Consider the following 25,633-nt stretch of genomic DNA (forward strand, 5'->3'; position numbering starts at 1 on the left):
GATATACGGTTTCGTATAACTTTTACGAAAAACCAGGAGTCACTTGGAATAGTTTTGAAATCATCCAAATTCCTTGACACAGAAGGGTTTTTGAGCACTTTTGAGGGCTAGACTCACCTCTTTCCGGTTCGTATAACAAGGCATTCACACTGCGGAGTCTGGTGGCTCCTTTGTCTGCCCGAGGCATTTCAGGGGAGTTGATTCAAGCAGACAACTCTGCGACGCTAAGTCCGCAAGCGAACCCAGCGCTGCCGGGCTTTAAGCATCTCGGGATCGTGGATACACAAACGTTATAGGAAATTGCTGCAAAGCCATTATAAGAACCTATTCAACCTATTAACTCGGAGGATCGTAGATGCGAATAGAAAACAAAGTTCAAGAACAATACCCCAAATCTATTGGAGGATGGCTCATATTATATCTTGGGTTGATTATTGTTAGCACAGCTTTATATGTATGGGGATTAATCAGAGAGATACCAATAATTTACAATACTTTTGAATACACTAATGGATCCGAACTCTTTATATCATTAGTACTACTTATGGGGACATTTATTAAATTGATTACTTCAATAATCATATTGATGATGTTTGTTTCGAAGAAGAGTAGTGCCGTTAAGATAATAATTCTACTTGAGTCATTTTGTATATTAATTAGATTGCTGGGTATAGGAAATATTACAATGTATAATATTTTTCCGTCACAATACTTCGTTTCCGTACTTTTTATTGCGATTAGTTTAGTATGGATAATATATTTCAGAAGATCCAATAGAGTCAAAGAAACATTTATGATCTAATGACATGTTTGGAAGTAAGTCTACGAAGGCAGCAACATCCTATAACACCGTATTTACGCTGCGGCCTGATGGCCTTGGTCTGCAAGAGGGATTTCGAAAAAGTGTGATCAGTAAACAATGCTCACTGCCTAACCGCATCAAGGCCGGCCCTACGGACCTTAAGGCAATACGCAAGTTCGTTAAAAACATTATAGAACAACTTGATTCTCAAAATCTATTTTCAAACCAAAACTATAAAGAATATCAACACCTAGAATTGCATCAAAACCATAGGGTTCTTTTGTTAGTTCTCTAATTCCAGTAAATGGATGTTCAATTACTTGAAGGAAGCTCGGGCTTCTTTTGGATTCATATAATCTGATATAACTGACATCTCTTCAACGAACATTAAAATAATTAAATAAATAAACTTTTATTTTTGAGGGGTGTCAGCAATCATGAACAAGTACATAAAAGGGATATTACTAACATTTATATACATATACTTTTTTGTTTTCTACACTGTTGCTCTTTATTTAATTACTAACTTGATATTAGTGGACTTCTTTAGAGCGAATAGTTCAACTGCAGATGAATTTTTAACATTTATAAAGCAAACAATCGTTTTTGCAGGCATTTTATCAATAATACTTATATTAATTATTCATTTATTATGGAGAAAGAAGAGAAAAGTATTTTATGTAGTTAGTGTACTAACTTTAATATTATCGATGGTTGCTATATTTATATTAATTAATTCGGATATAGGTGGACCAGTAAGAATAAAAAAACAAATTTTCAGCTTAATGTGAGGAAGTGATTTATCCTTCAGATAACATCGTATTCCCACAGGGGGCGGCTACGCCGACCTAGGTCTGCAGATGTGGATTTAGCAGACAACCCTGCATTGGCGAATATTTTCGGGGTTGATTATCAGTTTTTTACGGGGAGTGATTTTTTGCCATTTACATTTGCCCATCCATTATATTCATTTCCAATTAAATTTATAAAACCACGATATTTTAGTTTATCGGGACTTATTCTGGGAAGTATGTCTCCCGATTATGAGTATTTTATTGCACTAGAGCCATATCAAACCATAGGGCATACACATAAAGGACTTCTTTTACAAGGGCTTCCCTTATGTGTAGTCATTTTATTCTTGCTGCACCTAATTAGGAAACCTCTAATATTACATCTGCCCTCTATGTTCCATATCGATGTGAAAGCCTACCAACTAATCAGATCCTTTGACTTTCGAGACATAAAAAATTGGATTGTGTTTTTACTGTCTGTTGTTATTGGTTTCTATAGTCATATTTTTTTGGATGCATTCACTCATAAATCAGGTTATTTTGTCATGAATTATCCTCTTTTACAAAACATCTATTTTTCAGTTCCGTTATACAAGTTACTTCAACACATACTTTCTTTAATAGGTATGTTGGCTCAGATTTTACTAATCGTATGGTTATTAATTAAAACCCCTTTTTCCACAAAAAATTTCAGAGAAATAGGTCCGAAGAGAAAGATAATTTATTGGTTTATCGTACTTATAATAGCGATAGTCGTCGTTATTGCAAAGCTATACTTTGCTTCAAGCACAAATATATTAGGGATGATTATTGTCTCTTCAATATCAGGACTCTTTCTAGGACTAGTAGTAGCAAGTTTAATCTTTCGAAAGAGACTGCGATATAGATAAGGGCTCCGTCTGTATATCTTCGTTTCCTCAATCGGTCAGTCTATGGCCTCCCCAAAGCTGATATTTGCTTCCATAATTTAACATTGTGTTCAATTGAAGCAGATATGTCTATACATCTTAACGTTATAAAGCATTTTAAATTTGGAGAAATGGTTCAGATTTGGTTTCTATTATAACCATACCCTATTCAACCGATAAGGGAGCCAATATAATGAACTTAAAATAGGTATACCAAATCGGTTGGGGGTATACAGGCATGAAGAAGCAGCGGCCAGATAACTATTTTCTAATATGTTTATTAAAATGACGCTGGTAACAACACTACTGGTGATGGTGCTTTCGCTGTTTTTTTACATCTATTTTAAAAGCTACAACAGTAAACTGATCAACCGGTCAAACGAAGAAATTATGCATCAGGTCATCTATAATGCCGAGCAGGTTCATACTTATGTCAGGAACTACGCGGTTACTTTATCCAATAATCTGGATGCGGTCAATCTCATGAACAGACAGAATCTGTCCATTTACGAGCAGCTCAGCAGTATGAGGGCGCTTGATCTTATGCTGAAATCGAATCCGTATATAGGTTCGTTTTATGTGTACAGCGGTCAGGAGGATATGTATTATATTATAGGCTCCAATCCGCTGATACGCCGGGGGAGTGATTTTGATCCTTGGGCGGCAACTATCCTGAAGAAGGGCAGCACCTTCCCTAAGCTTGCTCCTATCCCAAGAAGGATGCCTCTCAGCGAAACGAACCCGGAGCAGACCATTCTCAATCAATTGACCTTAGGAAGTTTCGATACGCTGGATAACAAAAGCTTCTGGTTCGTCAGCCGAAATGTTGGAGTGATGGCGCATACCGATCCAAAGCAATTTTTGACAAATGCCGCAGAAATCATTGTCGGATTTGCTTCTGATCGGATTCCCCCCGAATAAGAAAGAAGGCGAATGGCTGCACGAATATGGAATTACGTTGGACCCCGGTATGCCTGTCGCCGTTGCGGTGATGAAAATCGATCACTATAGCGAATTTTGCGAACGGTACAAGCAGTCCGATAGAGCGCTGCTCCGACATGCTCTCACTAACATCACCGGCGAAATTATGTCAGAGTTCCATACCTGAGAAGCGGTTGATTTGGATGAAGACGTTGTTGTATTGATCTTGAATACGGATGAGGAAGGCAAATTATCGGAGAATGGAAGGCTGGAACTATCCCGATCCCTGCATCAGGTGCTCGAAAGCTTTGAACGCTATTGTTCACTGACGGTATCGGTCTTCGTGAGCGAGGCGGCGATGAATCTCAGAGAATTACCCTACATATATAAGGATGCGTTGGATTTATCCAATGATCGGCTGAAATATGGACACCGATGCATGCTCTTTCGAGAGGATCGGTTCGCAGATTCGCCGCAATCGTTCCCAATCGATCATCCGCTTGTTGAGCAACTGCTGGCTGCGATTAAGGAAGGGAAACAGGAATACAGTGGTTGGAGCAATTATGCGAGAGAAAAATCACAATTACACGGAAGAGAACAAGCGATTAGAGAAATTCGCTTCGGGACAGCTCAATCCAGTTTGGGTGGAAACCCTCATGAATTTCCCTCCTGGATGGACGGAAGTGGATTGAATCCACTGATGCGCTACGGGAATCCATTCAGCAGTACTCGCAGCCATCAAGCAGATCGATGACATGATGCGAACGATATGACCTTCCCCTTCGCCCAATAGCATATGCTTGGCACAGCGGAGGTCGTATGAATATTTTTGCTTATCGGGAGGGGAAGTAACACCTCCTGGCCTACGGGGATGATCAATCTTTGAATTTAACCGCTGTGCCAGTACTCAGAAATTTATATGTATTTGGAATAAAAATAACCGAGAATCCTATAATAGCATCTGCGCCAGCTTTATATGCTTGCAATTGTAGTTTACGTGTTACATCACTCATTGATGATCCGTCTTGAGACAAAAATTTAACGTATCCTACTTCTCTACCCGGAAAATAATCGATTGTTGCTATCGGAATCAGATCACTATGCTCATAAATGTTTACTACCAATATAATCAGCTCCTTTAGATATTCATCATCTATTTAAAGAATCGGTTTTAATTGAATTAAAATCAATTGAATCAATAGCAAGGAGGTTTTTAAAAAATGCAAAAATGGCAAGGTGTAATAAAAAATTCCCAAGCGTTAGCCTTGGTCGGAGGCGCTGGGAAATAACCGTTTCTATCAACCATTATAACACGGGGGATGGGATTATACATGGCAAAACAGATGCAAATTTCAATGGCAATCTATCAGATTGATGAAGAAGCAACCAAGGACACAGTAGAGAAATACCAAGGTGATGCTCGTGAGTATCAAGTCACTGAGTACATCCCTCTTGAGCAATAGATAACGCCAAGCTACGAGTCGCGCTTTCACGGCAACACGAACACAGTCAGTTCTCCAGTCGAAAATATTGCTATTCAAAATATAGAAGAACAAGAGAATCACAGAAAGCACATTGAACGTGCAGAAAGGGCTATTAACCGTCTTGGCACCCGACACCAAAAGCTGATACGGGCACGCTTCATGGAGGACGATTATGCTTCAGATACGGACGTAGCAGCAGAGCTTGGTTACAGTGATCGGCATTACCGCCGAATGAAGTCGTTGGCGATCTATAGATTGGCAGGTATACTTGGTTTGGTGGTGCTGAAGGATGATTAAATAAAGGAATAAAAATGTATAGAAGGAAACGAAAAAGTTGAGTTTAGGAATGTATCTTGCCTCCAGACATAAGCCCATTACAGTACATTAAAAAAACAATACGCTTTTTACAATAATACATTACAAACAGCCATGACCCATCATTAGCCTTCCATTTTCACGCTTATTCTACCAACAATCGTACTTTATAAAGAACGAATTTTTGGTTATAATTAAAAATCTGGAGCGAGATGGTCCAAATCATACTTTTTTATGAAGGAGAACGTCCATGAAATGTTCATTGTCTAGACTGGCCATAAAAGCAGTCGTGTTAAGTCTTGCTGTTACTTTTATTTTCTTCTCTTCACTTACTGGCTTCGTGAGTAAATCATATGCCGAAGATCAACAAATCGTTGCGACATGGCTATGGAATACATACTCAATTTGGAAAGAGAAAGACAAAACACTTGATTTTCTTGGTCGAAACGGTATCAATCTTTTGTATCTGCAAATTGATGTAGATATACCTTCCGATGTTTATAGTACCTTTATTAGAGAAGCTGAAAGTCGTGGTATTAAAGTTCATGCTTTAGGTGGAGCCCCCGAATGGGTCCTACCCGAGCAGCAAGGGAAACTGTACCAGTTCATAGATTGGGTGAACACATACAATAACAGCGTTCTTCCCAGCGAACGATTTAACGGTATCCATCTTGATGTGGAGCCGTATGTGCTTCCGCAATGGCGGAGTGACCCAGATAAGATGCTAGGGCTTTGGATGGATACGATTAGCGGTTTTGTCCAGCAAGTCAAAGCAGATACACATTTAACTACTGGTGTAGATTTGCCGGTGTGGCTAGATAGGCTTAACGTCCCTGATGGATACGGTGGTAGAACTACGCTTTCGGATTGGATGATTCGCAGGCTGGATCAAATCTCCTTGATGGCCTATATTGATAATGCCGAGGACATTATCAAATCCGTTTCGAATGAGTTGGTTGAAGCTGAAAAAGCCAGCAAGCCGGTCATCATTGGGGTGGAAACCCTCAACAATAACGAAGAGCACAGCAGCTTTTATGCAAAGGGAAGATCCCAAATGCAAAGAGAATTGAATACGGTAATCCGAACACTCTCGAGCAATTCATCTTTTGCCGGATATGCCATTCATGAATATGAAAGCTGGACATCTTTAAAAGATTAAGCTTTCAGTCAATCTGTTCTTTTTAATGAACTAAAGCGATGCAAATCATGTCCGTTGTAAGACCGTTCTGAGGCCGCTTTATGTCAGATTCTTTGACGAAAGGCGTGGTATGATTGTATTGTAGCAAAATTGGATACGAACAAATGAGGGGCGCCGCTGGCAATGTCATTAAGTTAAGGCGGAGAGCCAAAAATCAAGAAGAAGAGCAGGTTATCGAAAAGATAGCCTGCTCTTTTTTGCACGAAAAAGTGAAAATATGACTTGACAAGTAGATAGAAATGTGTGGCGAAGCCCCTTGAAAAACGAGGAGGTTACGCCAATGAATAAGTACGCAAATTCGCTAAAAGAAACGCTGACATCCCTCATACGAGAAATGGCAGCTGCACCCGCATCTTTTGTCAAAAACCCTGAAAAAGATTTTACCCGCAAGAAAAAGTTACCCTTTGAAACGGTTATGCAACTCCTGATCTCCATGGGAGGCAACAGCCTCTATAAGGAACTCTTGGAATCGCAGGGCTATAACGTGAACACCGCAACCACTTCTGCTTTTGTCCAGCAGAGGCATAAAATTCTGCCGTCTGCCGTGGAATTCTTATTTCACGCATTTACGCAATCGCACACAGATATCAAGGATTACCGAGGCTATCGTTTTCTTGCCATTGACGGTTCGGATTTACATATCGCAACGGATCCTACGGATGCGGACACCTATTTTCAAAATCAACCGAACACGAAAGGCTACAACCTTCTACATTTGAATGCAGCCTATGACCTCTGCAACAGGATTTACGTGGATGCCATTGTTCAGCCCCGAAGGTTGTGTAACGAAGGAAGGGCACTGGCTGCTATGGTCGATCGTTCCCCGCTCAAGGGAAAAATCATTGTGATTGCCGATCGAGGTTATGAAAGCTACAACAATTTCGCGCATATTGAGCGCAAAGGGTGGAACTACGTCATAAGGGTAAAAGATTTAGACTCCAGTGGCATTCTTTCGGGCTTGCGTTTGCCCTCTGGCGGAGCGTTTGATCTGGATGTTCATCTGACACTCACCAAAAAACAAACCAAAGAAGTCAAAGCTCATCCCGATCTATACAAGTTCGTCCCTTCTACGTCTACCTTTGATTTTTTGGACCTGCAGGAGAATTTGTTTTACCCGATTTCCTTTCGGGTTGTTCGTTTCGTCCTGCCGGGTGGCACTTATGAAACCGTCATTACGAATCTTTCCGCCGTTGATTTTCCACCTGATGAAATCAAGTCCATTTATCACATGCGATGGGGCATTGAAACCTCGTTCAGAGCCTTGAAATACACCGTCGGTCTGACGAGTTTTCACGCAAAGAGGCGGGAGTTCATCATTCAAGAAGTTTTCGCAAGAATGATCATGTACAATTTTGCGGAAATGATGACCTCGCACGTCGTCATTTCCCAAATGAATAAACGGTACCACTACCAAGTCAACTTCACAGTCGCCGTTTACGTTTGTAGACGATTCCTGCGCTCCAGGGATAATGAGCCCCTACCCAATGTTGAAGCACTGATTCGTAAAAACATTCTGCCGATTCGACCCATCCGCCCAGGACAGCAGAATACGCGCAAAATCCGCTACAAATCTGTTGTTAGCTTCGTCTATAGAGTAGCATAATTCGTTTCACATGAACATTTTTTTAAGCGGATTGTCCATCCGCTTGTTTGCTGTGCGCATTTTACTTTGCTTGCAACCAAAAAACAAACGGCACAGGGATTATCCTATGCCGTTTCAGATTCCATTTGTATTCCCAGTCTTGTCTTTGAGCTTAACTTAATGACATTGGCGCCGCTGGTGTCCTTTTTTTGTTATCCATTTAACCAATTGGAGGTGAACACCATTACTTTAGATATTTAAAAGGGAAATCCTTCCTAATGTCGAAATGTGATGGTGGGAGGTGCTACAGTGCCAAAATGTGCAAGATGTAACGGGACAGGTAAGTACAAAGTTTTTTGGATTTTTAAAGATTGGTGTGATGTATGCGAGGGGCGGGGGACCCATTCCTCATATGGAACACGTAGATTAGCAAAGGTTGCACATAATAGAGATGACTTTGAAAGTGTTTCGAGCTCTTGGAGTTTTTCCACTAATGAAAGCTCCTCTCAGAGCTACCGTGATAGTAGTAGTTCAAGCAGTTGGGGGAATTCAAACGATTCAAGTGATTCAAGTAGTAGCTATAGTTCATCAAATGACGACTCGGGAAGTTCATACGATTCAGATAGTGATAGCTCCAGCGGTAATTCATCAAATGATTCCGACTGAGTATATTAAAAGCTAAATCGAAAAAAGTACTATGGGGTCAGTCCCCTGATCCTCAGGACTTTCAATTTTATATCAGCTTTACCATATCGCTATACAGTAGCCGTTGATCTTTTGGAAACTCGATATCACGATGAAAATGTCCAAAGAAACATTTTTTATATTGCAATCTTTCAGATATCTGTTGAAAATAAGAGTGCATTGGATCTAATGGGTACTTGATTCCAAGCTGATCGGCAATAAGTGCCAATGTGCCGCTTGAGCAAGTATGAGTGACCACATAGTCGACTTTCCAATTGTGTTGATCTAGATTTATTAGCCCTTCTTCATATTCGGTAGAAGAGGGCATTTCACGGCTCCACCAGGTCTTGCCTTCTTTCCGGTATTCCTTACCATGAGAGTCAGCACCACCAAAAGTGAAAAACTTCTTTCCCTCAATCTCATAAACTTGGCCGCGCATAAGATGGATGACACTGTTATTTATCCGGCGAATCTTTCCGCCGTTCCAAATCTCAATAGGGTAAGCATCCAGCATATCATGGTTCTCATGATTGCCATCAATGATAAGGTCGTGAATGGTTTATCTCTATGCAACCATTTGAGCCAGTATTGATCCTCTTTATCACCATTCCAAATTAATCCGAAATCACCTGATATGACAACGAAATCCACCTTAGTCATATTACGCTGCTGCAGGAAATTTTTAGAATAAAGCCTGCGTCCAATACTTACGCTGCCGTGAACGTCTCCAGTAATATAAATCATATATCTAGCCTCCCGTAAAGCAGGGCAGAATGAGTTTATTATTTATTAATATACAGGACCAGTAGCTGAGTAACTTTTTATCCTTTCAATCAGTATAAGGATTGAAAATATCTGGCATGTAGTGGGAAGCGGAGGCGCTCATCTCAACATCAGGTTTGCCTATATACAACTGGGTTCCATCACCGTTAAAGGATTCTTCACCTCGTGTCCATTTTTTTGGCGTACTGACGCTAAAGTCAAACCGTACATTAGAATACGTTTGCCATTCATCCGATTTTGTTAAGTCGGAACCTGGAGTTGTTGGGGGTTTAGAATAGGATGCCTGGGGGCTAGCAATTGCTATCGTCTTCGAATTCTCATCCCATCTCACATCGGCTCCCAATGATTCAGAGACAACCCTTAACGGCACATAGCTTTGTCCATTTATAATCTGGATATCTGTTGAAACGGATTTTCCATTGATGAATAGTTTGATATCGGAAGCAGCGACGTGATGAGTTTCTCGTCGGAAGTCAGCATCATTGTTATATTTTAAAAGTCAGGTTCTTGTCATCAATCGATGTCAAGAACCTGATTACATTCCCGATCAGTCTACCTGACCCTACGACTCTTCCAATTGCCCTGACTTTCGGCGCCGCCAACTCATGAATACCAGGGACAATGCAATTACCGAGAGGATAGCCCCAAGTAGCTGAAATCCCCCGTCGCTGAACTTATCTCCCATTATGATGCCTAGCAGCAATGAAGAGAGAATGGTTCCCAGGTATCTCGATGTCATAAATACTCCGGATGCTACACCGATTATTTCTTTTGGAGAACTTTGGAACAAGGCTGCTTGCATACCTACATTGTTCAACCCGTTGCTAATACCGAATGCAGCCAAAGCCAGACACACGCTGATAACCGGTGAAGTTTGATTCAATGTCACGAGCCACACCGACCCAAATGTCATTAGAATTGCAGACAACAGCAATGCCGGTCGTGGTCCTGATTTATCTATCCATCGTCCTGCTATGGGAGAAACAACGAGCGAGCACAAACCTAAACTTAGCATGAGAATACCTGTATGGAATTCACTTACATGACGTACCATTTGCAAATAGGATGGAAGCCCGAAAAAGAGCGAGTAATAAAGTACGTTAACGAGTATAAATTCGATATTGACCCAAGTCATTGCAGGATATTTGGCAAATGTGCGTAAAGGGATAAAGGGAGACGTTACTTTTAACTCATGTCGTACGAAAGCCCCCAATGCAACGAGGCCTATCAGCACGACAATAACATGCTCAAATGAGACATGCCCAGATGATTTTGCTGACAGTAATCCAACGAGTAGGGCAACCAGACCCACTGTGAAGAACAGAATACCTGACGTATCAATCAAATCAAACCATTTACGAATGGACATGCCCTGTGCAACGGATGTTGGCGGTTCGTCCTTAGGGATATTCCTCCAAGCTAATAGAAAGCTCGTCACCACGAACGGAATATTGACCAAAAAGATAGCAGGCCAATCCCACCAGTGAATCAAGACCCCACCAATAAAAGGTCCAAGTGCTGCAGCTCCTGACAGGAATATGGACATAACTGATAACGCAGACGCTTGTTTCTCCGTAATATGAATTCGCACAATGGCCATTCCAACTGAAACCATCATGCTTGTTCCGATGGCTTGCACAATTCGGAACACAATAAGCCACCCAAAGTTTGGCGATAGTGGGGCTAATAATGAGGCAACGAAGGAAACAATAAGCCCGGCAAGAAATATCTTCTTTCGACCGAAAATATCACTGGCTTTTCCCATGACAGGTTGAGCGATGCTACTTGCAATGTAGAAAGAAAAAATAATCCAGGAAACACCTGTAAAGTCAAGGTCGTACACATTTTGCAGCCTTGAAATAGCAACAGAAATCATCGAAGAATTTAATGGGTTCAATAGCATACCCAGTCCAACGGATATCAACAACCACCTACTACGAACAATCATTTTTGGTCCTCCCCAAAGCGTAATAATATCATCGTACTTGAAGTCTCTTATTTATTCCAACGCATTTTATGTTATGAATTAATTGACTTAAAGGAATGAGTGGAGGGTGCAACATGGAACTTCTTCGGAAGCAAATTCCTTCCCTAAATATGTGTATGAGGGAGTTGAACCTGCAAGGCTTGGAATTCCGTGAGGTTGTTGTAGAATATTTTGAGGCGATATTTAACAGACAATTTAATCATCCGGCACCACTGTTGGCGGGTGAATCAGATTACTGGACGAGCCCCGAGTCGGGGTCCGTTTCAAAATGTGTTGACACGACACTGAATGGTGTCATATAATCATAAAGACACTAAATGGTGTCGGATTAGGAGTTCTAGCCTCGTGGGCGCTGCGTTCGTAGAGCCGCATACTTTAAGAAGGTTGTGAATTAACGGATGCCCCTTGGTAATAATAGTTAGGAGAGGGTGTTGTGAGCGATAACAACCAGTTGCGGGATGTGTATGACGCGATTGCAGATCCAACTAGGCGCCGACTGATTCGTCTGTTAGCAGAGGCAGAGGAGATACCACTTCATGAGTTAACGGCACAGTTCCAAATGGGCCGTACAGCGGTATCCAAGCATTTGACAATCCTTAAAGAGGCCGGGCTGGTGCTTGACCGAAAAGTCGGCAGAGAAACGCGATTTAGGCTAAATGCCTCTCCACTCAGAGAAATTCAAGATTGGGTGGCTTTCTACAGCAAATTCTGGAGTGCGAATATGTTGCGATTGAACCAACTATTAGAGGAGGATGAATAATGAGTTTAACATTATCCTTGGATTTTCAGTTCACGTCATCGATCGAAAAGGTTTGGTCCGCCTTAACCGATTCAAGCAAGCTTGCCAAGTGGACCATGGAAAATGATTTTAAGCCTGTCGTAGGACACCGTTTTCAGTTTCGCACTCAGCCGACCGAATGGTGGAATGGAATTATTGACGGTGAAGTACTTATCGTGGAGGCACCAGACCTGTTGTCTTATACTTGGGAAAGCGGAGAGAAGCACACGGTTACCTGGACGCTGCAGGATTTAGGAGACGGGAAGGTTAACCTTCATCTCGAACAAACCGGAATCTCAAATGATCAAGCACTCGCAGGGGCTAAGTATGGCTGGGGTAATTGGTTCCGCGAGTTTGAAAAGGTGTTGGAACAATAACCGCTTTCGGTATTAAACGATAGTTAAATAGCCCAACCTCATAAAACAGATCACTTCATGGTAGTATCTAATGCCCATCAAGTGATCTGTTTTTACACGTATGTCTGCTTTTCTGATTTCAATTTACTTGAGAACGGAAAAACCGATCTGTCTAAACCGCTTTCTTGCGGTGTTTCATCGGATAAGGATCTTAAAAAGAGTAAAGGAGGATATCTGTTGACCCAAGAATATATTGAAATCCGCGGCGCACGGGAAAATAACCTTAAAGATGTATCTTTGCGCATTCCCAAGCGCAAAATCACCATATTTACCGGTGTATCCGGTTCCGGTAAATCGTCGATCGTTTTCGATACCATCGCCGCCGAATCCCAGCGTTTGCTGAACGAAAACTTCAGCATGTTCGTCCGCAACTTTCTGCCGCGCATTCCGCAACCGGATGCAGACGCAATCGAAAATCTTAGTATGGCTGTTATCGTCGACCAAAAACGCTTGGGCGGCGGCGCTCACTCGACCATGGGCACGATTACAGATATTGCACCTATACTTCGGCTGTTATACTCACGTGTGGGTCAACCTTACGCCGGTAATGCCAATGTCTTTTCATTCAACGACCAGCAAGGCATGTGCCCGGAATGCAACGGCGTCGGCCGCAAGCTCGGAGTTGACTCGAAGAGAGCATTGGACATAACCAAATCACTCAACGAAGGCGCCATCTTGCTTCCAGAGTATGGCGTCGAAAGCTGGGATTGGAACATTATTACCCAGTCAGGTTTGTTTGATAATGACAAAAAGCTAGTCGATTACACCGAGGCAGAAATGGAACAGCTTCTGTATGGCAAACCGTATAAGGTTGAAATGCAAGTTGGAGGGAAACCTGTAAAATTTACCTCCGAGGGTATCATTGAGAAGTTCAGCGGCAAGTACATCAAGCGAGATCTCAAAACGAGGCCGGAGCGCACTCAGAAAATGGTAGAGCCGTTTATAACCGAAGGTCCATGCTATCTTTGCCGCGGTGCCCGTCTTAGCCAAGCGGCTCTTAGCTGTAAAATCAATGGTAACAATATTGCCGAACTGTCTTCCATGGAGGTAGGTCGACTGATTGAGGTCGTTAAGGAAATAAATGATCCGATAGCGGCACCTATGGTTAAAGCGTTAACGGAAAGACTGCAACACCTGGTTGATATTGGCCTGGAATATCTCAGCCTCGACCGCGAAACCGACACTTTATCCGGTGGAGAATCACAGCGTGTCAAAATGGTCAAACACCTGAGCGGCAGTCTCGTGGATGTGGTATACATTTTTGATGAGCCGAGCGTTGGCTTGCATCCCCGAGATGTGCATCGGCTTAATGAATTGCTGCAAAAACTGCGCGATAAAGGCAATACAGTCATTGTCGTCGAACACGACCCCGATGTGATTCAAGTAGCCGATCATATAGTCGATGTCGGTCCTTTTGCAGGCAGTCGTGGCGGCACCATTGTTTACGAAGGCAGCTATTCCGGACTGCTGCAGGCCGATACCCTGACGGGCAAGCATATGAAACAGTCGATGCCGCTTAAGGATCATTTTCGTCCGGCAACGGGCAAGCTATCCGTCGTGGGCGCCAATCTGCACAACTTGAACAATGTTAGCGTCGATATATCAACGGGTGTATTAACGGTAGTGACAGGCGTTGCCGGTTCCGGCAAAAGCACATTGATCAACGAGGTGTTTTTGCAAAAGCATCCTGATGCGATAGTGATCGATCAGGCAGCTGTAGGTGTCTCGACCCGTTCGAATCCAGCCACGTACACGGGCATCATGGACGATGTGCGCAAGGCCTTTGCATCAGTCAACAAAGTGAAACCCGGCTTGTTCAGCTTTAATTCCACGGGTGCCTGTGAAAACTGCCAAGGTCTTGGTGTTGTTTATACCGAGTTGGCATTTATGGAAACCGTTAAAACAACCTGCGAAATATGCGGCGGCAAACGTTTCAAAGAGGAGGTACTCGCTTACAAACTGGGCGATAAATCGATCGCCGATGTGCTGGAGATGACCGTACAACAAGCCCTCTCTTTTTTTGATATCAAAGAAGTTGTGCGCAAGCTGCAGTCGATGAGTGATGTGGGACTGGATTATTTGACACTCGGCCAGCCGCTCAGCACACTATCGGGTGGTGAGTGCCAACGCATCAAGCTGGCCAGCGAGTTGCATAAAAAGGGAAGTATTTACGTCATGGACGAGCCGACGACCGGACTGCACATGTCGGATATCGCCCATCTGCTTGCTATCATGAATCGTTTGGTAGATGCCGGAAATACAGTCATTGTGATCGAACATAACCTGGATGTCATCAGAAACGCCGATTGGATCATAGATATGGGGCCCGAAGGCGGCAGCAATGGCGGTAAAGTCATATTCGAAGGCACACCAAAACAGCTTTTAAGCACAAAACATTCACTGACAAGCAAGTATATGAGAAGTTGATTGATATTCGCCTTTTCCGTTGGACATTTCTCAACCTGAAAGAGCTTGTACATGAATGAGCCCTTTAGATACATCCAATCCAGTGACAGGGCTCATTCAACCACATTTTGGCCTGTGGCTGCGCTGAGTCATAGCATATCAGCAGGCCACAGGCATGTTTTTTTATAGGAATAACTCCAAGCATTTCACTACGCTTGTTTCACCAGGTTTTCTGCCGTGCGGAAAGCCAAGGCAAGAATCGTCAACACCGGGTTAACGCCGCCATTGGTCACGTGTACGGAGCCGTCACTCACCCAGAGATTGTCGTATCCATGTACACGTCCAGAGGGGTCGGTGACTGATGTCAAAGGGTCGTCACCCATGCGCAGTGTTCCCGCCTGATGCTGCCCAGCACTTAGCCCTCCACCTGGTCGAGTTCGCCAAACCCGACGTGCTCCGGCAGCCCAGAGCCAAGTCTCCGCTTGCTCTGCTAGCATGGCAGCGGCTCGAAGAGACTCGGGATGGACACTTCCTGAGAGTTGGGCCACGGGCATTCCGAAGAGATCTTTGACCGTTGGCGAGAGTCGCACTCTTGATTCTGCGGTCGGGATCTCTTGGATCGGTCCCTGAACATGACTAGTTCTCAGGTAACTCTCCCGCATCGTTTCCTTGCCTGCACTTCCCCATCGCACCGCATCCGGCGCAAGTGCCCGATTCCAGTGAATGAGCGGCAGCCGGATGAACTCGTTGGCAAGCATTCCGCCCCCGACAATCCCGCCCCCGTTACCATGGGCAAAGCGACAGGTGGCAATACTCACTCCAGGTCCAAGACCGTCTTGCACAGGATCATCAAAAAGGGCGTAGGCACCCGTATAGACATGACCCTGAAGGTTTCTTCCTACTTGTCCGTTCCGATTGCCTACCCCATGTGGTTCTGTATCGTTCGCCGAATTGAGGAGTAGGCGCGCACTTTCTATAGCTCCGGCTGCAACCATCACGTGCGCTGCTCGCACTTGCCGATGTTGGATCGAGCCCGCCACCGACTGCACAAGGCGAACCCCAGTGGCGTGCCTTCCTGCCTCGGTGTCGATGCGCTCCACCATGGTATCGCATATCAGGTCGCAGTTGCCGGAAGCGATGGCCCTCAATAACATCGTATTGTGGCCACCATTCTTGCTATTGGTCGGACAGGCGAATCCGACACACTGGCCGCACCGCCCACAGGCCGATCGACCGTCACGTTCGACGGAGTTGATGAGAAGAGGAACCGGCCCCACATTCCATCCCAATTTTGCTGCTCCCTGAGCCAAGCGTTCTGCTTCCAGTGTCCTCGGGAGAGCTGGCATTGGAAAAGGAAGTCTCTGCCTCCCGCGACCAGTGTGGGCATCACCGTCCCCAGAGACACCAACTTCCCACTCTGCCCGTTCGTAATAAGGTTCGAGTTCATCATAGTTAATCGGCCAATCGCTGAGCGAACTCCCGTCTGGAATCCCATAGCGAGTCGCCATACGAAAGTCATCCGGATGAAATCGCCATGCTTGTGCCCCGTAGACCCGTGTGCCGCCACCCAGCGTCATTGCGTTATTATGATAGTCGCCTTCGAAGGGTGCTGTAATCCGCTCGTCTCCTTTGGCCACAATAATTGAGCGAGGATTGCCTTCGTGCCCTGGTCCTGTGTTATGGCCGTATTTGCTAAAACGATGATTGCGCGCATGATCTCTTCCTATCTGACTGTATCGAAGCCAGCTTCCACGTTCGACGATGAGAACACGAAGCCCCGATTCGGCCAATACCGCCGCCGCTACCGAGCCACCTGCCCCGGCTCCCACGATGATAACATCATACTGGTCTTGAAGCTGATCGAAGGTCACTTGGGATGGATCGGTTTCTAGGATCGGTTCATGGGTTTCTGAGACGGGTCCCGGACGAAATCCAATCATGTCCCACGACTTACCCTCGCTATTCCCACCAGCCTCAGGACTTCCATAGTAACCTTCGATAACCAGGCTCAAAAGAGTGGCGAAGAAGTGTTTAGGTGAAACGGGCCAGTCCTGAATCTGATCTCGCTCAAGGTTAAGTAGCAGTGCGTCTTGCTCGTTTGCTGACAGTTCAGAAAACGGTCGACGGTAGAGATTGATTGCTTCTGCATCCAGTGCACGAAGTCCGGGTTCAACCAAATCGATCCAGGTAGTGACATCCTCGCTGACACGACGTTCCAGGTATGTCAGGACTCCCCCATCGATTGCCGATGGCCATGTATCTTCCGGAATCATCCGGTCGGCGACCGCCTCCAAGATAGGGCGCAGCTCGCTCAAATAATTCTTCTGATCGCCTAGTTTCATTTGTGTTCACCATCCAATGTCATTCGGCTTACATCATAATTACTCATCCTCATGTTCGTTTTCTCCTTTATTCGTCGGATTGTCCACTCAATCCCATGAACAGTTTTGATCATCAACATCTACTCATCTTTATCTGAAAGCGCTGTCATGGAGAAGGGAGGATGTATACCCTCCTAACCTCTAGTCTATCACGTGCCCTCGGATTCCCGCTAGACAATTCCAGATCCAGTGGCACAACTGCTCAATTAGATACAGGTGGGAATGGTATGCCAAACAGCCGTGATAATTTAAGGTTGGTGCCTTCGAGAATTATCAGTATGTTTATTTGGAATGTATTGACATTAGGTAATGGAGTTGGTATATAATAATAAGTAGATAATAACACTTTGATAATATCAATATATAAACGGGGGATTACTATGACTGAACCTTCATCCATCCGTGACCGGAATGGTCTGACCGAGCAAGAATACTTACAGGCTTATGATGCAAGTATATATGAGCGACCTTCTGTTACTGTGGATATGCTCATTTTCACCGTCATGAATAAAGAGCAGGATAATTACAGGAAGCTCCCTGAGAAATCTTTACAGCTTCTGCTTATTAAAAGAGGAGAACACCCCTTTATAGGTCAATGGGCTTTGCCTGGAGGCTTTGTATCTGTACACGAGCGAGTAGAGGATGCAGCTCTAAGGGAATTGAAGAGTGAAACCAACATCGAGAACATTTACATGGAGCAATTGTTTACGTGGGGTGATGTCGAACGTGATCCAAGGACGCGTGTTATTAGCTGCTCGTATATGGCGCTTGTGGACCGTACGTCTTTAGATATTCAGGCGGGAGATGATGCTGCTGACGCTAAATGGTTCGAGGTGGCATACCATGTTTTTCAAGAGAAGAAAACTAACCTGGATCATGGTTATGAACTTGAAAAGCTTTTGAAAATAACGCTTCGAAATGGTTTAGAGACTGTGTCCGCAACCGTAAAAATTGTAGAGGTTGTGAGCGGCCGATCAACAAGAGTAAGCCGTGAGGTTGTAGACTCACAAGGAATCGCTTTCGACCACGCGAAAATCATCGAATATGCTATAGAAAGGCTGCGAAACAAGATTGAGTATACAGACATCGCTTTTAATCTTATGCCGCCATTATTTACATTATCCGAGCTTCAGCAAGTCTATGAGGTGTTACTTGGAAAAGAACTCTTAGCGGCAGCATTTCGGAGAAAAATGGCATCCATGGTCATCGAAACAAATGAATTTACGAAGGATGCAGGGCACCGTCCCTCCAAGTTGTACCGATTTAATCCAAATTGGAATCGAAATTAAATAAGTTAGGATTGATTAATATGGAGAAATTCACCTTTTTTTACCGGACGGAGTCACCCTTTTCACAGTGGCACCCGGCAGAATTTGTTGTAAGTAGAGTACCATTCAACTGCTCAGAGCAGTTCATGATGTACCAAAAGGCTAGACTATTTAAGGATGAAGAGATGGCAGAGAAAATTCTGCTAGCCAAGTCACCAGTTGAACAGAAACAACTTGGAAGAATGATTAGAAAGTTTCATAAAGAGGAGTGGGAAATGCACTGCAAGCAATTTGTGTATGAAGGAAACTATGCGAAATTTACTCAAAATCAACATCTGCTGGAAAGATTACTGGAAACTAAAGGAACAACATTAGTTGAAGCAAGCCCTACGGATCGAATATGGGGTGTAGGTTTGTTGGAGAGTAGTCCAAAAATTAGGAACCGTAAGACATGGAGAGGAACAAATTGGTTAGGAGAAGTGTTGACAAATCTGAGGGAGGACCTCATCTTGCAGATGGAATAGTAGTGTGATAAAGAAAGCGAAGTGATGATAATGACGGTTCGTATTATTAAAAAAGATATACTGCGTGCATCAGAAAACATTATTGCTCATCAAGTAAATTGTCAAGCAGTGATGAGTTCAGGTGTAGCTAAACAGATTAAACAACTTTATCCCAAGGTGTATACAGAATATTTACAGTTTTGCCTTCAAAATAAAGAGAGTCTACTCGGAAAAATTCAATTAGTTGAAATTGGTCGGGGAACTAATAAATATGTAGCAAATCTATTCGGACAGCAAGACTTCGGTGGTGATGGTAAGAAATATACAAACGATGATGCTCTGAGAAATGCTCTGAATGAACTGTGTAAGTTCGCCCAAACCAATCATTACTCAATTGCACTTCCATATCGTATCGGTTGTGATCGTGGGGGCGGAGACTGGAACGTAGTCTCAAAAATGATAAATGATATATTCAAAGATGAGGAAGTTACACTTTATAAATTTACACCCTAGTATTCTTTCAGTCGCAGCCCTCCATGGAAATAAATCAATTATACTCGGAGCTTATGGCTGCGGAGTCTTCAAAAATGATCCCAATGACGTTGCGCAACTATTTAAGCAGGTGCTCATTGAAGAGGGATACCATACTATGTTTGATAAGATTGTTTTTGCAATTATAGACAAATCAGATGCTAAACGTACCTTGAATATTTTTAAAAAGCATTTAATAGGCTAATTGTGATAGATGTATATATAGAATAAAAATCATTACAATTGTTTCTAACTGGAAGGCATTGGGTAAGGGTATTAAGAGTAATGTCACGTATTGGGGGCGCTTTGTGTTGATCGTGTTCATAACGGTAAAAAGCCTGGGCAAAAAAAATACAGTATTGGACAAAAAAGAGTGGCAGCTAAGTGGGGTACCCGAGAGCTTACGATCCTTGCTTGTCGATGTGGTCACCACCAATGTCAGGCAGTTTAATGACCGCGAAGCCGGGGTGACGTTGGTTCCGTATTTGACTCAGGGTGAAATCGACGTACAGAGCCGTACGGGGAAAGTTGGCTTTGGAGCTATATATAACGAACAGAAGGCTAATTTGGAGGAAGCCGTGAAGACGGCTATTTCCGCTTATGAGGATGGCTTGTATAAGGTGTTTATTAACGGCGTTGAAATCGAGCTGTTGGATGAACCCTTGGTCGTGCAGGAAAGAGACGATATCGCATTGATCCGGTTTACGATGTTGGCAGGAAGATTATGGTAGGGGGCGATTGAATGGATAGAGAAGAGCAGCAGCTTTATTTTACAAGGCTGGAGGAACGGGTGCAGGAATTGGAATTGACCGATACCCAGCGTCAATTAGCCGTTATACTCGTTAAGAGTGCCAGATCCGGTTATAACGACGATGAGTCCAACAAACAAATTTACGCACTTTTACATACAATTTCGAATGGGCAAGACAGCCTTATATACGAACCGCTCGAAGTGATCATGCAGCTGCTGGTTGATGAATACCAGGCAAATATTTTCCGATATATAGTCAGGCATGCGGTTGAATTTCCATACAGCAGCGGATATAGCAGAAGACCCTTTCGCTCAGCCGAGCTCAGTGTACATAAGGACCGGATCCTTCTCAAATTTATATCCTTGCTTCATTTACAAAGCTGCGAATTTTCAGTCATCGATTATTTGACCAAACCGAACTATTTGTCGGAGCACGAGTTCTGGGTTCCACTTTGGGCTATCGGCGATACCGTGGCTTATGAAATCGATCACCATAATGAAGCGGTTCTTCAAGCCTTAAAGGAGATTATCTACGGCGATAATAATACAGCGCTGCTGTCTGCGCCTATGATATCCGGTGTGTTTTTAAGCCATAGTGAGGAAGCTTACCGGATGATCGGGGAGCTGCTGGTCGCTGCGCGGCTTCAAGAGGGACTAAGGCAAAGCATTGTTGAAAAAATGGATGAAGGCACCTTGAGTGCTATGGTATATATGCTGAAAGTGATCTCCGAGCATAATCTAATCCGCTACAGTTCAGTAGTCCGCGCACTGGATGTATGGACGGGATTGGGGCTTGAAGCTGCAGACAACCGTGTCGCTAAGCAGTGTTTGGAATACGCGGTACTGTGTCTGGGTGACAAGTTGCAGCGGGATGAGTGGCTGCAGAGCAGTAATGTGATCCAAATTTACATGAGTCTGTGGGCGACAGCCGTACATGAGGAAAAGGAACTTGACGAAAAAATCCGTTATCTGATGCAGGATAAGGAAACATATCGGAAGGTTGTCGCTCAATATGTGTTGGCGCAGAGTCAGAATACAGAAGTGAAGTTCGATATCGCCCATGAATGGCTTGAAGTACAGGACCCAGAGCTGCAATACTGGATTATATCTAACTATTCCTATAGCTATGGTTACACCTGGCAGCTCCAAGATGGAGAAAATATTCGGAAAATTCAGGTGCAGCGTAACCCTCTGTTAGAAAATAAGACGGTAAGAAGGCAGCAGTTCGAGCAGTTGGCAGCGATGGCCAAGGCTATGCCGCAGAAAGTAATTCATGTGACCTCAAGGGTATTCGATTGGATGGCCGTTACGCATACTGTCGATTCCATAGTCAAAAAGATGATGTATTTAACCGCTTACGATATGGATGAGGAATGGATTGCAGAGCTAATCGCACTTAAGGATACCACAAGTCCCGACCTTAGAGGGGATCTGCTTAAAGACTTCACGAATGATCCTATGAATCCTGTGCAGCGCGAATTTATTCTTGCAAGTCTGGCTGATAAAAGCATGAGCAATCGCGAAATTGCGCTTAGACAAGCGGCCAAGTTCGATTTGAATGATAATGAAATCGAACAAATGTCAGGAATATTGAAGCTGAAGACAGGAACACTCAGGCAGAGCGCGATCCAAATCCTGCTGAAGCAGCCTGCCGAGAAGCTGGAAAGTGCGGTAGACCTCCTGCTGAATAGTCGTGATGAGCTCCAGCGCCTGGCCGCATTGGAGATGCTGACAGAATTGAAAGCAGAGGCGGCTCATGTGGGGCTATACACGCGTCTGAAAGAAAAAACTTCACTCATCAAAGCACCTACGGACAAAGAGAGGCTTCTGTTGAATAAGCTGGAGCAAGCGGATGCGTACACCGAAGCTAATGGTTATGGCCTGTTTGATCCTGCCATCAGTACGGAATCGTTGACTACGGTGAAACAGGTACCACTCTCCCAACTGGCTGCTGTAAAAAACCTGTTTACATTGTCCTTGCAGCAGATGGAACAATTTCTTCAAGGATTGAGTGACCTGATTCATGATCATCGTCATTATGAATATGAGTTCGAGGATTATTCGAATGCCAAGCAAGCAGTTCTCCTGGGTACAAATTTGAGCACCTTAAAGTGGAGGTACGAAGAGGATGATCTGACTCCTTCTATCGAACGTTATCCAATTGCCCAAGTATGGAAAGATTATTGGCAAGCCAGTGGATTTGGCACCGCAGAGCTGATCCAGCTTGAATTTTATCGCAGAGCAGATGAGCTGTACCGCTATTATTCTGGTGGATTAAGAAGCTGGGAGGCCAATTATTATGAAGCTCCTGAAGGTTGGCGGACCGAGTTCCTGGAACACTTGTATCCCATGGAAATCGTCAAGGAAATGATCGATTTCTATAAGCGTATTCCCTACGCGGATCAGGTCAAGCAGCTTGTAGGAGCCTACCTGGATGATTGCCCCAAATCAGAGAAGTTTAAGGTCGCCGATCAAGTAGCGAATCTGATCGTGGGTGCTTTTCCAGAGGAACGTTTGAAGGAAGAGAAGGAAGTGAAGCTGCTCGATCTGTATACCGCTATCTGGCACCGCTGGCAGCACGCGTATGTATATGATGATGCATCGTTTATCGCATTTTTTCGCCTACACTATATGTTGTATCACATCCATGAGTACGAGTATAACCACTTATCGATTGAGGATTTTGCTCGCGCGTACGAGCTGTCGGTTATTGATGATAACATCGTATTCAGGGAGCTGCTGATAAGGCCGAGAAGCGACAATCATATCAACAGAATTACCCATCCTAACTTTAAAATTGTTGAGAAGCATCCATCCTTGACTGTATTTAAGGAGCAAGTGCTGGAGCGTATTCTGGAGATCGAGTTGAACCGGGGCGATCTGTCGACAGAGGTTACACGGCTTGCCAATAGTATCCGACATATGGAAGGCATGGACTATTTTATCCGTATTTTATCTGGGCTTGATAAGGAAAGCTTCGTACGTGGATATATATATAGTTATGGTCGCGATGTCACGAAAAAAGAAACGTTCAGCAACCTGCTCAAAGTATGCCATCCGCAAGCTGGAGAAGACAAGGTTCTGCTGAAGCAGCTGCTGGAGAACAGGAAGATTTCCGAACAAAGACTGCTGGAAGCAGCGATGTATGCGCCGCAGTGGGTCGAGATCGTGTCCGATTATTTGGGATGGAGCGGTCTTCGGAGCGCAGCCTGGTATTTTCACGCCCATATTAATGAATCCTTTTCTGCAGAAAAGGAAACGATTGTGGCGCATTATTCGCCTATTTCACCGCAGGATTTCAATGATGGAGCCTTCGATATTCGTTGGTTTCAGGAGGCTTACGAAGAGCTGGGAGCACAGAAGTTCCAGATTCTGTACCAATGCGCCAAATATATATCTGCCGGATCGAATCACAGGCGCTCACAGCTGTTTGCCGATGCCGTGCTTGGCAGTCTGAAGCTTGAGGAGATGAAGAACTCCATCAAGGATAAGCGAAATAAAGACCATCTGCTAACCTACAGTCTGATTCCTCTCGGTAAGAATCGTGACCGCGATATTCGGGAGCGTTATGAATTTATTCATCAATTTTTGAAGGAAAGCAAAACTTTCGGTGCGCAGCGAAGAGTCAGCGAAGCGAAGACGGCAAACATTGCTCTGGATAATCTGGCGAGAAATGGCGGCTATGCGGATGTGATTCGAATGACATGGGACATGGAAGGCAGAAAGCTTGATGATCTGCTGCATTATTTGGAACCCAAGGAACTTGACGATCTGACTGCACAGCTGGTCATTCAAGATAACGGTAAGTCCGAAATTCGCTTTACACGTAAAGGGAAGGAGCTTAAATCGCTACCGGCTAGCTATAAGAATCATGAATATATAACGGCTCTTAAGGAAACAAAATCCGAGCTTACGGATCAATACAAGAGAGCGAAGGCAGAGTTGGAACGTTCGATGGAGGCAGGCAGTGTCTTTACCTTAAACGAAATCAGTTTGTTAATGCGAAATCCGGTGATTGCTCCATTGGTGAGTGCGTTGGTGTTAAAGGCGGGTGAACATCTGGGTTATTTCTCCAATCATGAACTGTTAGGGGTTAACGGGGAACGGTATACGATTGGTGACGAGGACCAGCTGCTGATCGCACATCCGCTGCATTTTGCCGAAAGTGGTTTGTGGAGCCCGTACCAAAAGGATTTGTTCGACCGTCAGCTGAAGCAGCCGTTTAAGCAGATTTTTAGAGAATTGTATGTGCCTAATGCCGATGAGCTCGCGAGCGGAACGCTTTCCCGCAGATACGCAGGGCATCAGGTGCAGCCACGTAAAACCGTAGCTCTGCTCAAAAGCCGGATGTGGACAGTCAGCTATGAGGAAGGCTTGCAAAAAGTATATTACAAAGAAAACGTGGTTGCGAGTATTTACGCATTGGCGGATTGGTTCTCACCATCGGATGTGGAATGTCCGACTTTGGAGACGGTTCGTTTCTTCGACAGAAAAACGTACGAGAGCTTGAACCTCAGCCAGGTACCGCCTATTATTTTCTCGGAAGTTATGCGTGATGTGGATTTGGTTGTAAGTGTGGCCCATGTGGGTGGCGTTGATCCGGAAGCGAGTCTGACCACGATACATATGCGTACAGCTATCGTGCGTGAGTCGCTGCGTTTATTGAAGATAGATAATGTGGAGCTGGAAGGAAATCATGCACGTATTACTGGTAAGCTGGGCGAATACAGTGTTCACCTTGGTAGTGGCATTGTGCATAAACAGGCAGCAGGCGCATTGGCGATCATCCCGGTTCATTCACAGCATAGAGGCAAGCTATTCTTGCCATTCATGGATGAAGACCCTAAAACTGCGGAAATTTTGTCCAAAATCGTTCTGCTGGCTCAGGATACCAAAATTAAGGACCCACAGATTTTATTACAGCTTCAGGCTTAGGTCAGTGATTTAACGGAAAAATAAAAGGCAGGGACATCTGTAGCAGCTACTAAGCGCACAAATGTCCCTTTTTATGATCGTAATGGATTCAATTGTATTGTATGTATCACTCGTACAGCTCACCTAATGAGGTATACCGAGACGTTCGAGTTTGCATTGACGAATACAATTGTATCCGGAATTTTCAATACGCGAAGCCTAACGGT

At 44.2% G+C, this 25,633-nt stretch carries 27 protein-coding genes; 21 read left to right on the plus strand and 6 right to left on the minus strand.

What is annotated here, in order from left to right:
- Positions 1–170 precede the first annotated feature (170 nt).
- The 6 genes from BK127_RS44955 (at position 171) to BK127_RS26835 (ending at position 4,179) form a co-directional block, all read left to right on the plus strand.
- Positions 171–296 (plus strand): hypothetical protein, encoded by a 126-nt coding sequence (locus BK127_RS44955; protein WP_256711465.1) that lies wholly within the window; start codon positions 171–173, stop codon positions 294–296.
- 59 nt (positions 297–355) lie between these two features.
- Positions 356–802: a DUF2569 family protein gene (locus BK127_RS45760; RefSeq protein ID WP_076234769.1), complete on the plus strand. Its 447-nt coding sequence runs from the start codon at positions 356–358 to the stop codon at positions 800–802.
- A gap of 862 nt (positions 803–1,664) precedes the next feature.
- Positions 1,665–2,486 (plus strand): DUF4184 family protein, encoded by an 822-nt coding sequence (locus BK127_RS26825; RefSeq protein WP_179097612.1) that lies wholly within the window; start codon positions 1,665–1,667, stop codon positions 2,484–2,486.
- 303 nt (positions 2,487–2,789) lie between these two features.
- Positions 2,790–3,425 carry a hypothetical protein gene (locus tag BK127_RS26830; protein WP_144026567.1) on the plus strand — a complete coding sequence of 212 codons (636 nt, stop codon included), beginning with the start codon at positions 2,790–2,792 and terminating at the stop codon, positions 3,423–3,425.
- Positions 3,373–3,612, plus strand: a complete 240-nt coding sequence (locus BK127_RS43090) for a hypothetical protein (protein ID WP_179097613.1) — start codon at positions 3,373–3,375, stop codon at positions 3,610–3,612. The genes BK127_RS26830 and BK127_RS43090 overlap by 53 nt, the downstream gene beginning before the upstream one ends.
- A gap of 39 nt (positions 3,613–3,651) precedes the next feature.
- A complete protein-coding gene (locus BK127_RS26835) occupies positions 3,652–4,179 on the plus strand; it encodes a hypothetical protein (protein ID WP_179097614.1) in 528 nt (175 codons plus the stop codon).
- Positions 4,180–4,300: 121 nt separating this feature from the next.
- On the opposite strand, the gene BK127_RS26840 is transcribed toward BK127_RS26835, so the two are convergent.
- Positions 4,301–4,549, minus strand: a complete 249-nt coding sequence (locus BK127_RS26840) for a selenium-binding protein (RefSeq protein ID WP_076234778.1) — start codon at positions 4,547–4,549, stop codon at positions 4,301–4,303.
- Positions 4,550–4,756: 207 nt separating this feature from the next.
- On the opposite strand from BK127_RS26840, the gene BK127_RS44960 reads away from it, so the two are divergent.
- The 5 genes from BK127_RS44960 (at position 4,757) to BK127_RS26860 (ending at position 8,686) form a co-directional block, all read left to right on the plus strand.
- The gene (locus BK127_RS44960; RefSeq protein ID WP_256711466.1) at positions 4,757–4,888 is read left to right on the plus strand and encodes a hypothetical protein; all 132 of its coding nucleotides are present in this window, start codon (positions 4,757–4,759) and stop codon (positions 4,886–4,888) included.
- Positions 4,889–5,206, plus strand: coding sequence for an ArpU family phage packaging/lysis transcriptional regulator (locus BK127_RS26845; protein ID WP_256711473.1), 318 nt, complete (start codon positions 4,889–4,891; stop codon positions 5,204–5,206).
- A gap of 268 nt (positions 5,207–5,474) precedes the next feature.
- Entirely contained in the window at positions 5,475–6,383 is a 909-nt protein-coding gene (locus tag BK127_RS26850; protein WP_076234780.1) for a glycoside hydrolase family protein, read from the plus strand.
- 319 nt (positions 6,384–6,702) lie between these two features.
- Positions 6,703–8,025 carry an IS4 family transposase gene (locus BK127_RS26855; protein ID WP_076234782.1) on the plus strand — a complete coding sequence of 441 codons (1,323 nt, stop codon included), beginning with the start codon at positions 6,703–6,705 and terminating at the stop codon, positions 8,023–8,025.
- 472 nt (positions 8,026–8,497) lie between these two features.
- Complete coding sequence (locus tag BK127_RS26860; RefSeq protein ID WP_076234784.1) at positions 8,498–8,686, plus strand: hypothetical protein; 189 nt, start codon at positions 8,498–8,500, stop codon at positions 8,684–8,686.
- 51 nt (positions 8,687–8,737) lie between these two features.
- Here BK127_RS26860 and BK127_RS26865 read toward each other — a convergent pair whose 3' ends face one another.
- The 4 genes from BK127_RS26865 to BK127_RS26875 form a co-directional block, all read right to left on the minus strand.
- Positions 8,738–9,202 (minus strand): hypothetical protein, encoded by a 465-nt coding sequence (locus BK127_RS26865; protein WP_256711467.1) that lies wholly within the window; start codon positions 9,200–9,202, stop codon positions 8,738–8,740.
- Positions 9,148–9,432 carry a metallophosphoesterase family protein gene (locus tag BK127_RS44965; RefSeq protein WP_256711468.1) on the minus strand — a complete coding sequence of 95 codons (285 nt, stop codon included), beginning with the start codon at positions 9,430–9,432 and terminating at the stop codon, positions 9,148–9,150. Before BK127_RS44965 ends, BK127_RS26865 begins: the two co-directional genes overlap by 55 nt.
- Before the next feature lie 85 nt (positions 9,433–9,517).
- Positions 9,518–9,907 carry a copper amine oxidase N-terminal domain-containing protein gene (locus BK127_RS45765; RefSeq protein ID WP_083689611.1) on the minus strand — a complete coding sequence of 130 codons (390 nt, stop codon included), beginning with the start codon at positions 9,905–9,907 and terminating at the stop codon, positions 9,518–9,520.
- Positions 9,908–10,033: 126 nt separating this feature from the next.
- Positions 10,034–11,419: an MFS transporter gene (locus BK127_RS26875; RefSeq protein WP_076234788.1), complete on the minus strand. Its 1,386-nt coding sequence runs from the start codon at positions 11,417–11,419 to the stop codon at positions 10,034–10,036.
- A gap of 113 nt (positions 11,420–11,532) precedes the next feature.
- On the opposite strand from BK127_RS26875, the gene BK127_RS26880 reads away from it, so the two are divergent.
- The 4 genes from BK127_RS26880 to BK127_RS26895 all read left to right on the plus strand — a co-directional run bounded on the left by BK127_RS26880 (position 11,533) and on the right by BK127_RS26895 (position 15,079).
- Positions 11,533–11,760, plus strand: a complete 228-nt coding sequence (locus BK127_RS26880) for a hypothetical protein (protein ID WP_076234791.1) — start codon at positions 11,533–11,535, stop codon at positions 11,758–11,760.
- Between the two features lie 131 nt (positions 11,761–11,891).
- Complete coding sequence (locus tag BK127_RS26885; RefSeq protein ID WP_076234794.1) at positions 11,892–12,218, plus strand: ArsR/SmtB family transcription factor; 327 nt, start codon at positions 11,892–11,894, stop codon at positions 12,216–12,218.
- Positions 12,218–12,613, plus strand: coding sequence for an SRPBCC family protein (locus tag BK127_RS26890; protein ID WP_076234796.1), 396 nt, complete (start codon positions 12,218–12,220; stop codon positions 12,611–12,613). The genes BK127_RS26885 and BK127_RS26890 overlap by 1 nt, the downstream gene beginning before the upstream one ends.
- A 216-nt stretch (positions 12,614–12,829) precedes the next feature.
- On the plus strand, positions 12,830–15,079 hold the full coding sequence (locus tag BK127_RS26895) for an ATP-binding cassette domain-containing protein (RefSeq protein WP_076234799.1): 2,250 nt from the start codon (positions 12,830–12,832) through the stop codon (positions 15,077–15,079).
- A 188-nt stretch (positions 15,080–15,267) separates the two neighbouring features.
- On the opposite strand, the gene BK127_RS26900 is transcribed toward BK127_RS26895, so the two are convergent.
- A complete protein-coding gene (locus BK127_RS26900) occupies positions 15,268–17,400 on the minus strand; it encodes a GMC family oxidoreductase (RefSeq protein WP_076234801.1) in 2,133 nt (710 codons plus the stop codon).
- A 419-nt stretch (positions 17,401–17,819) separates the two neighbouring features.
- Between BK127_RS26900 and BK127_RS26905 the strand changes: the two genes are divergently transcribed.
- The 6 genes from BK127_RS26905 (at position 17,820) to BK127_RS26930 (ending at position 25,427) form a co-directional block, all read left to right on the plus strand.
- On the plus strand, positions 17,820–18,728 hold the full coding sequence (locus BK127_RS26905) for an NUDIX hydrolase (RefSeq protein WP_076234804.1): 909 nt from the start codon (positions 17,820–17,822) through the stop codon (positions 18,726–18,728).
- A gap of 20 nt (positions 18,729–18,748) precedes the next feature.
- Positions 18,749–19,231, plus strand: coding sequence for a riboflavin biosynthesis intermediates N-glycosidase (locus BK127_RS26910; protein WP_076234807.1), 483 nt, complete (start codon positions 18,749–18,751; stop codon positions 19,229–19,231).
- Between the two features lie 30 nt (positions 19,232–19,261).
- A complete protein-coding gene (locus BK127_RS26915) occupies positions 19,262–19,723 on the plus strand; it encodes a macro domain-containing protein (RefSeq protein WP_076234955.1) in 462 nt (153 codons plus the stop codon).
- Entirely contained in the window at positions 19,689–19,946 is a 258-nt protein-coding gene (locus tag BK127_RS26920) for a TIGR02452 family protein (RefSeq protein ID WP_076234809.1), read from the plus strand. Before BK127_RS26915 ends, BK127_RS26920 begins: the two co-directional genes overlap by 35 nt.
- A 103-nt stretch (positions 19,947–20,049) precedes the next feature.
- A complete protein-coding gene (locus BK127_RS26925) occupies positions 20,050–20,472 on the plus strand; it encodes a hypothetical protein (protein WP_256711469.1) in 423 nt (140 codons plus the stop codon).
- Positions 20,473–20,483: 11 nt separating this feature from the next.
- Positions 20,484–25,427 (plus strand): DUF4132 domain-containing protein, encoded by a 4,944-nt coding sequence (locus BK127_RS26930; protein WP_076234812.1) that lies wholly within the window; start codon positions 20,484–20,486, stop codon positions 25,425–25,427.
- Positions 25,428–25,633 lie beyond the last annotated feature (206 nt).

The organism is Paenibacillus sp. FSL H7-0331 (assembly GCF_001956045.1).

Coding starts and splice junctions, on each gene's coding strand:
- BK127_RS45760 (WP_076234769.1), top strand. CDS start 356: ATGCGAATAGAAAACAAAGTTCAAGAACAATACCCCAAATCTATTGGA.
- BK127_RS26830 (WP_144026567.1), top strand. CDS start 2,790: ATGACGCTGGTAACAACACTACTGGTGATGGTGCTTTCGCTGTTTTTT.
- BK127_RS43090 (WP_179097613.1), top strand. CDS start 3,373: ATGCCGCAGAAATCATTGTCGGATTTGCTTCTGATCGGATTCCCCCCG.
- BK127_RS44960 (WP_256711466.1), top strand. CDS start 4,757: ATGGCAAAACAGATGCAAATTTCAATGGCAATCTATCAGATTGATGAA.
- BK127_RS26850 (WP_076234780.1), top strand. CDS start 5,475: ATGAAATGTTCATTGTCTAGACTGGCCATAAAAGCAGTCGTGTTAAGT.
- BK127_RS26855 (WP_076234782.1), top strand. CDS start 6,703: ATGAATAAGTACGCAAATTCGCTAAAAGAAACGCTGACATCCCTCATA.
- BK127_RS26860 (WP_076234784.1), top strand. CDS start 8,498: ATGAAAGCTCCTCTCAGAGCTACCGTGATAGTAGTAGTTCAAGCAGTT.
- BK127_RS26865 (WP_256711467.1), bottom strand. CDS start 9,202: ATGCTGGATGCTTACCCTATTGAGATTTGGAACGGCGGAAAGATTCGC.
- BK127_RS44965 (WP_256711468.1), bottom strand. CDS start 9,432: ATGATTTATATTACTGGAGACGTTCACGGCAGCGTAAGTATTGGACGC.
- BK127_RS26875 (WP_076234788.1), bottom strand. CDS start 11,419: ATGATTGTTCGTAGTAGGTGGTTGTTGATATCCGTTGGACTGGGTATG.
- BK127_RS26880 (WP_076234791.1), top strand. CDS start 11,533: ATGGAACTTCTTCGGAAGCAAATTCCTTCCCTAAATATGTGTATGAGG.
- BK127_RS26890 (WP_076234796.1), top strand. CDS start 12,218: ATGAGTTTAACATTATCCTTGGATTTTCAGTTCACGTCATCGATCGAA.
- BK127_RS26900 (WP_076234801.1), bottom strand. CDS start 17,400: ATGAAACTAGGCGATCAGAAGAATTATTTGAGCGAGCTGCGCCCTATC.
- BK127_RS26905 (WP_076234804.1), top strand. CDS start 17,820: ATGACTGAACCTTCATCCATCCGTGACCGGAATGGTCTGACCGAGCAA.
- BK127_RS26910 (WP_076234807.1), top strand. CDS start 18,749: ATGGAGAAATTCACCTTTTTTTACCGGACGGAGTCACCCTTTTCACAG.
- BK127_RS26915 (WP_076234955.1), top strand. CDS start 19,262: ATGACGGTTCGTATTATTAAAAAAGATATACTGCGTGCATCAGAAAAC.
- BK127_RS26920 (WP_076234809.1), top strand. CDS start 19,689: ATGAGGAAGTTACACTTTATAAATTTACACCCTAGTATTCTTTCAGTC.
- BK127_RS26930 (WP_076234812.1), top strand. CDS start 20,484: ATGGATAGAGAAGAGCAGCAGCTTTATTTTACAAGGCTGGAGGAACGG.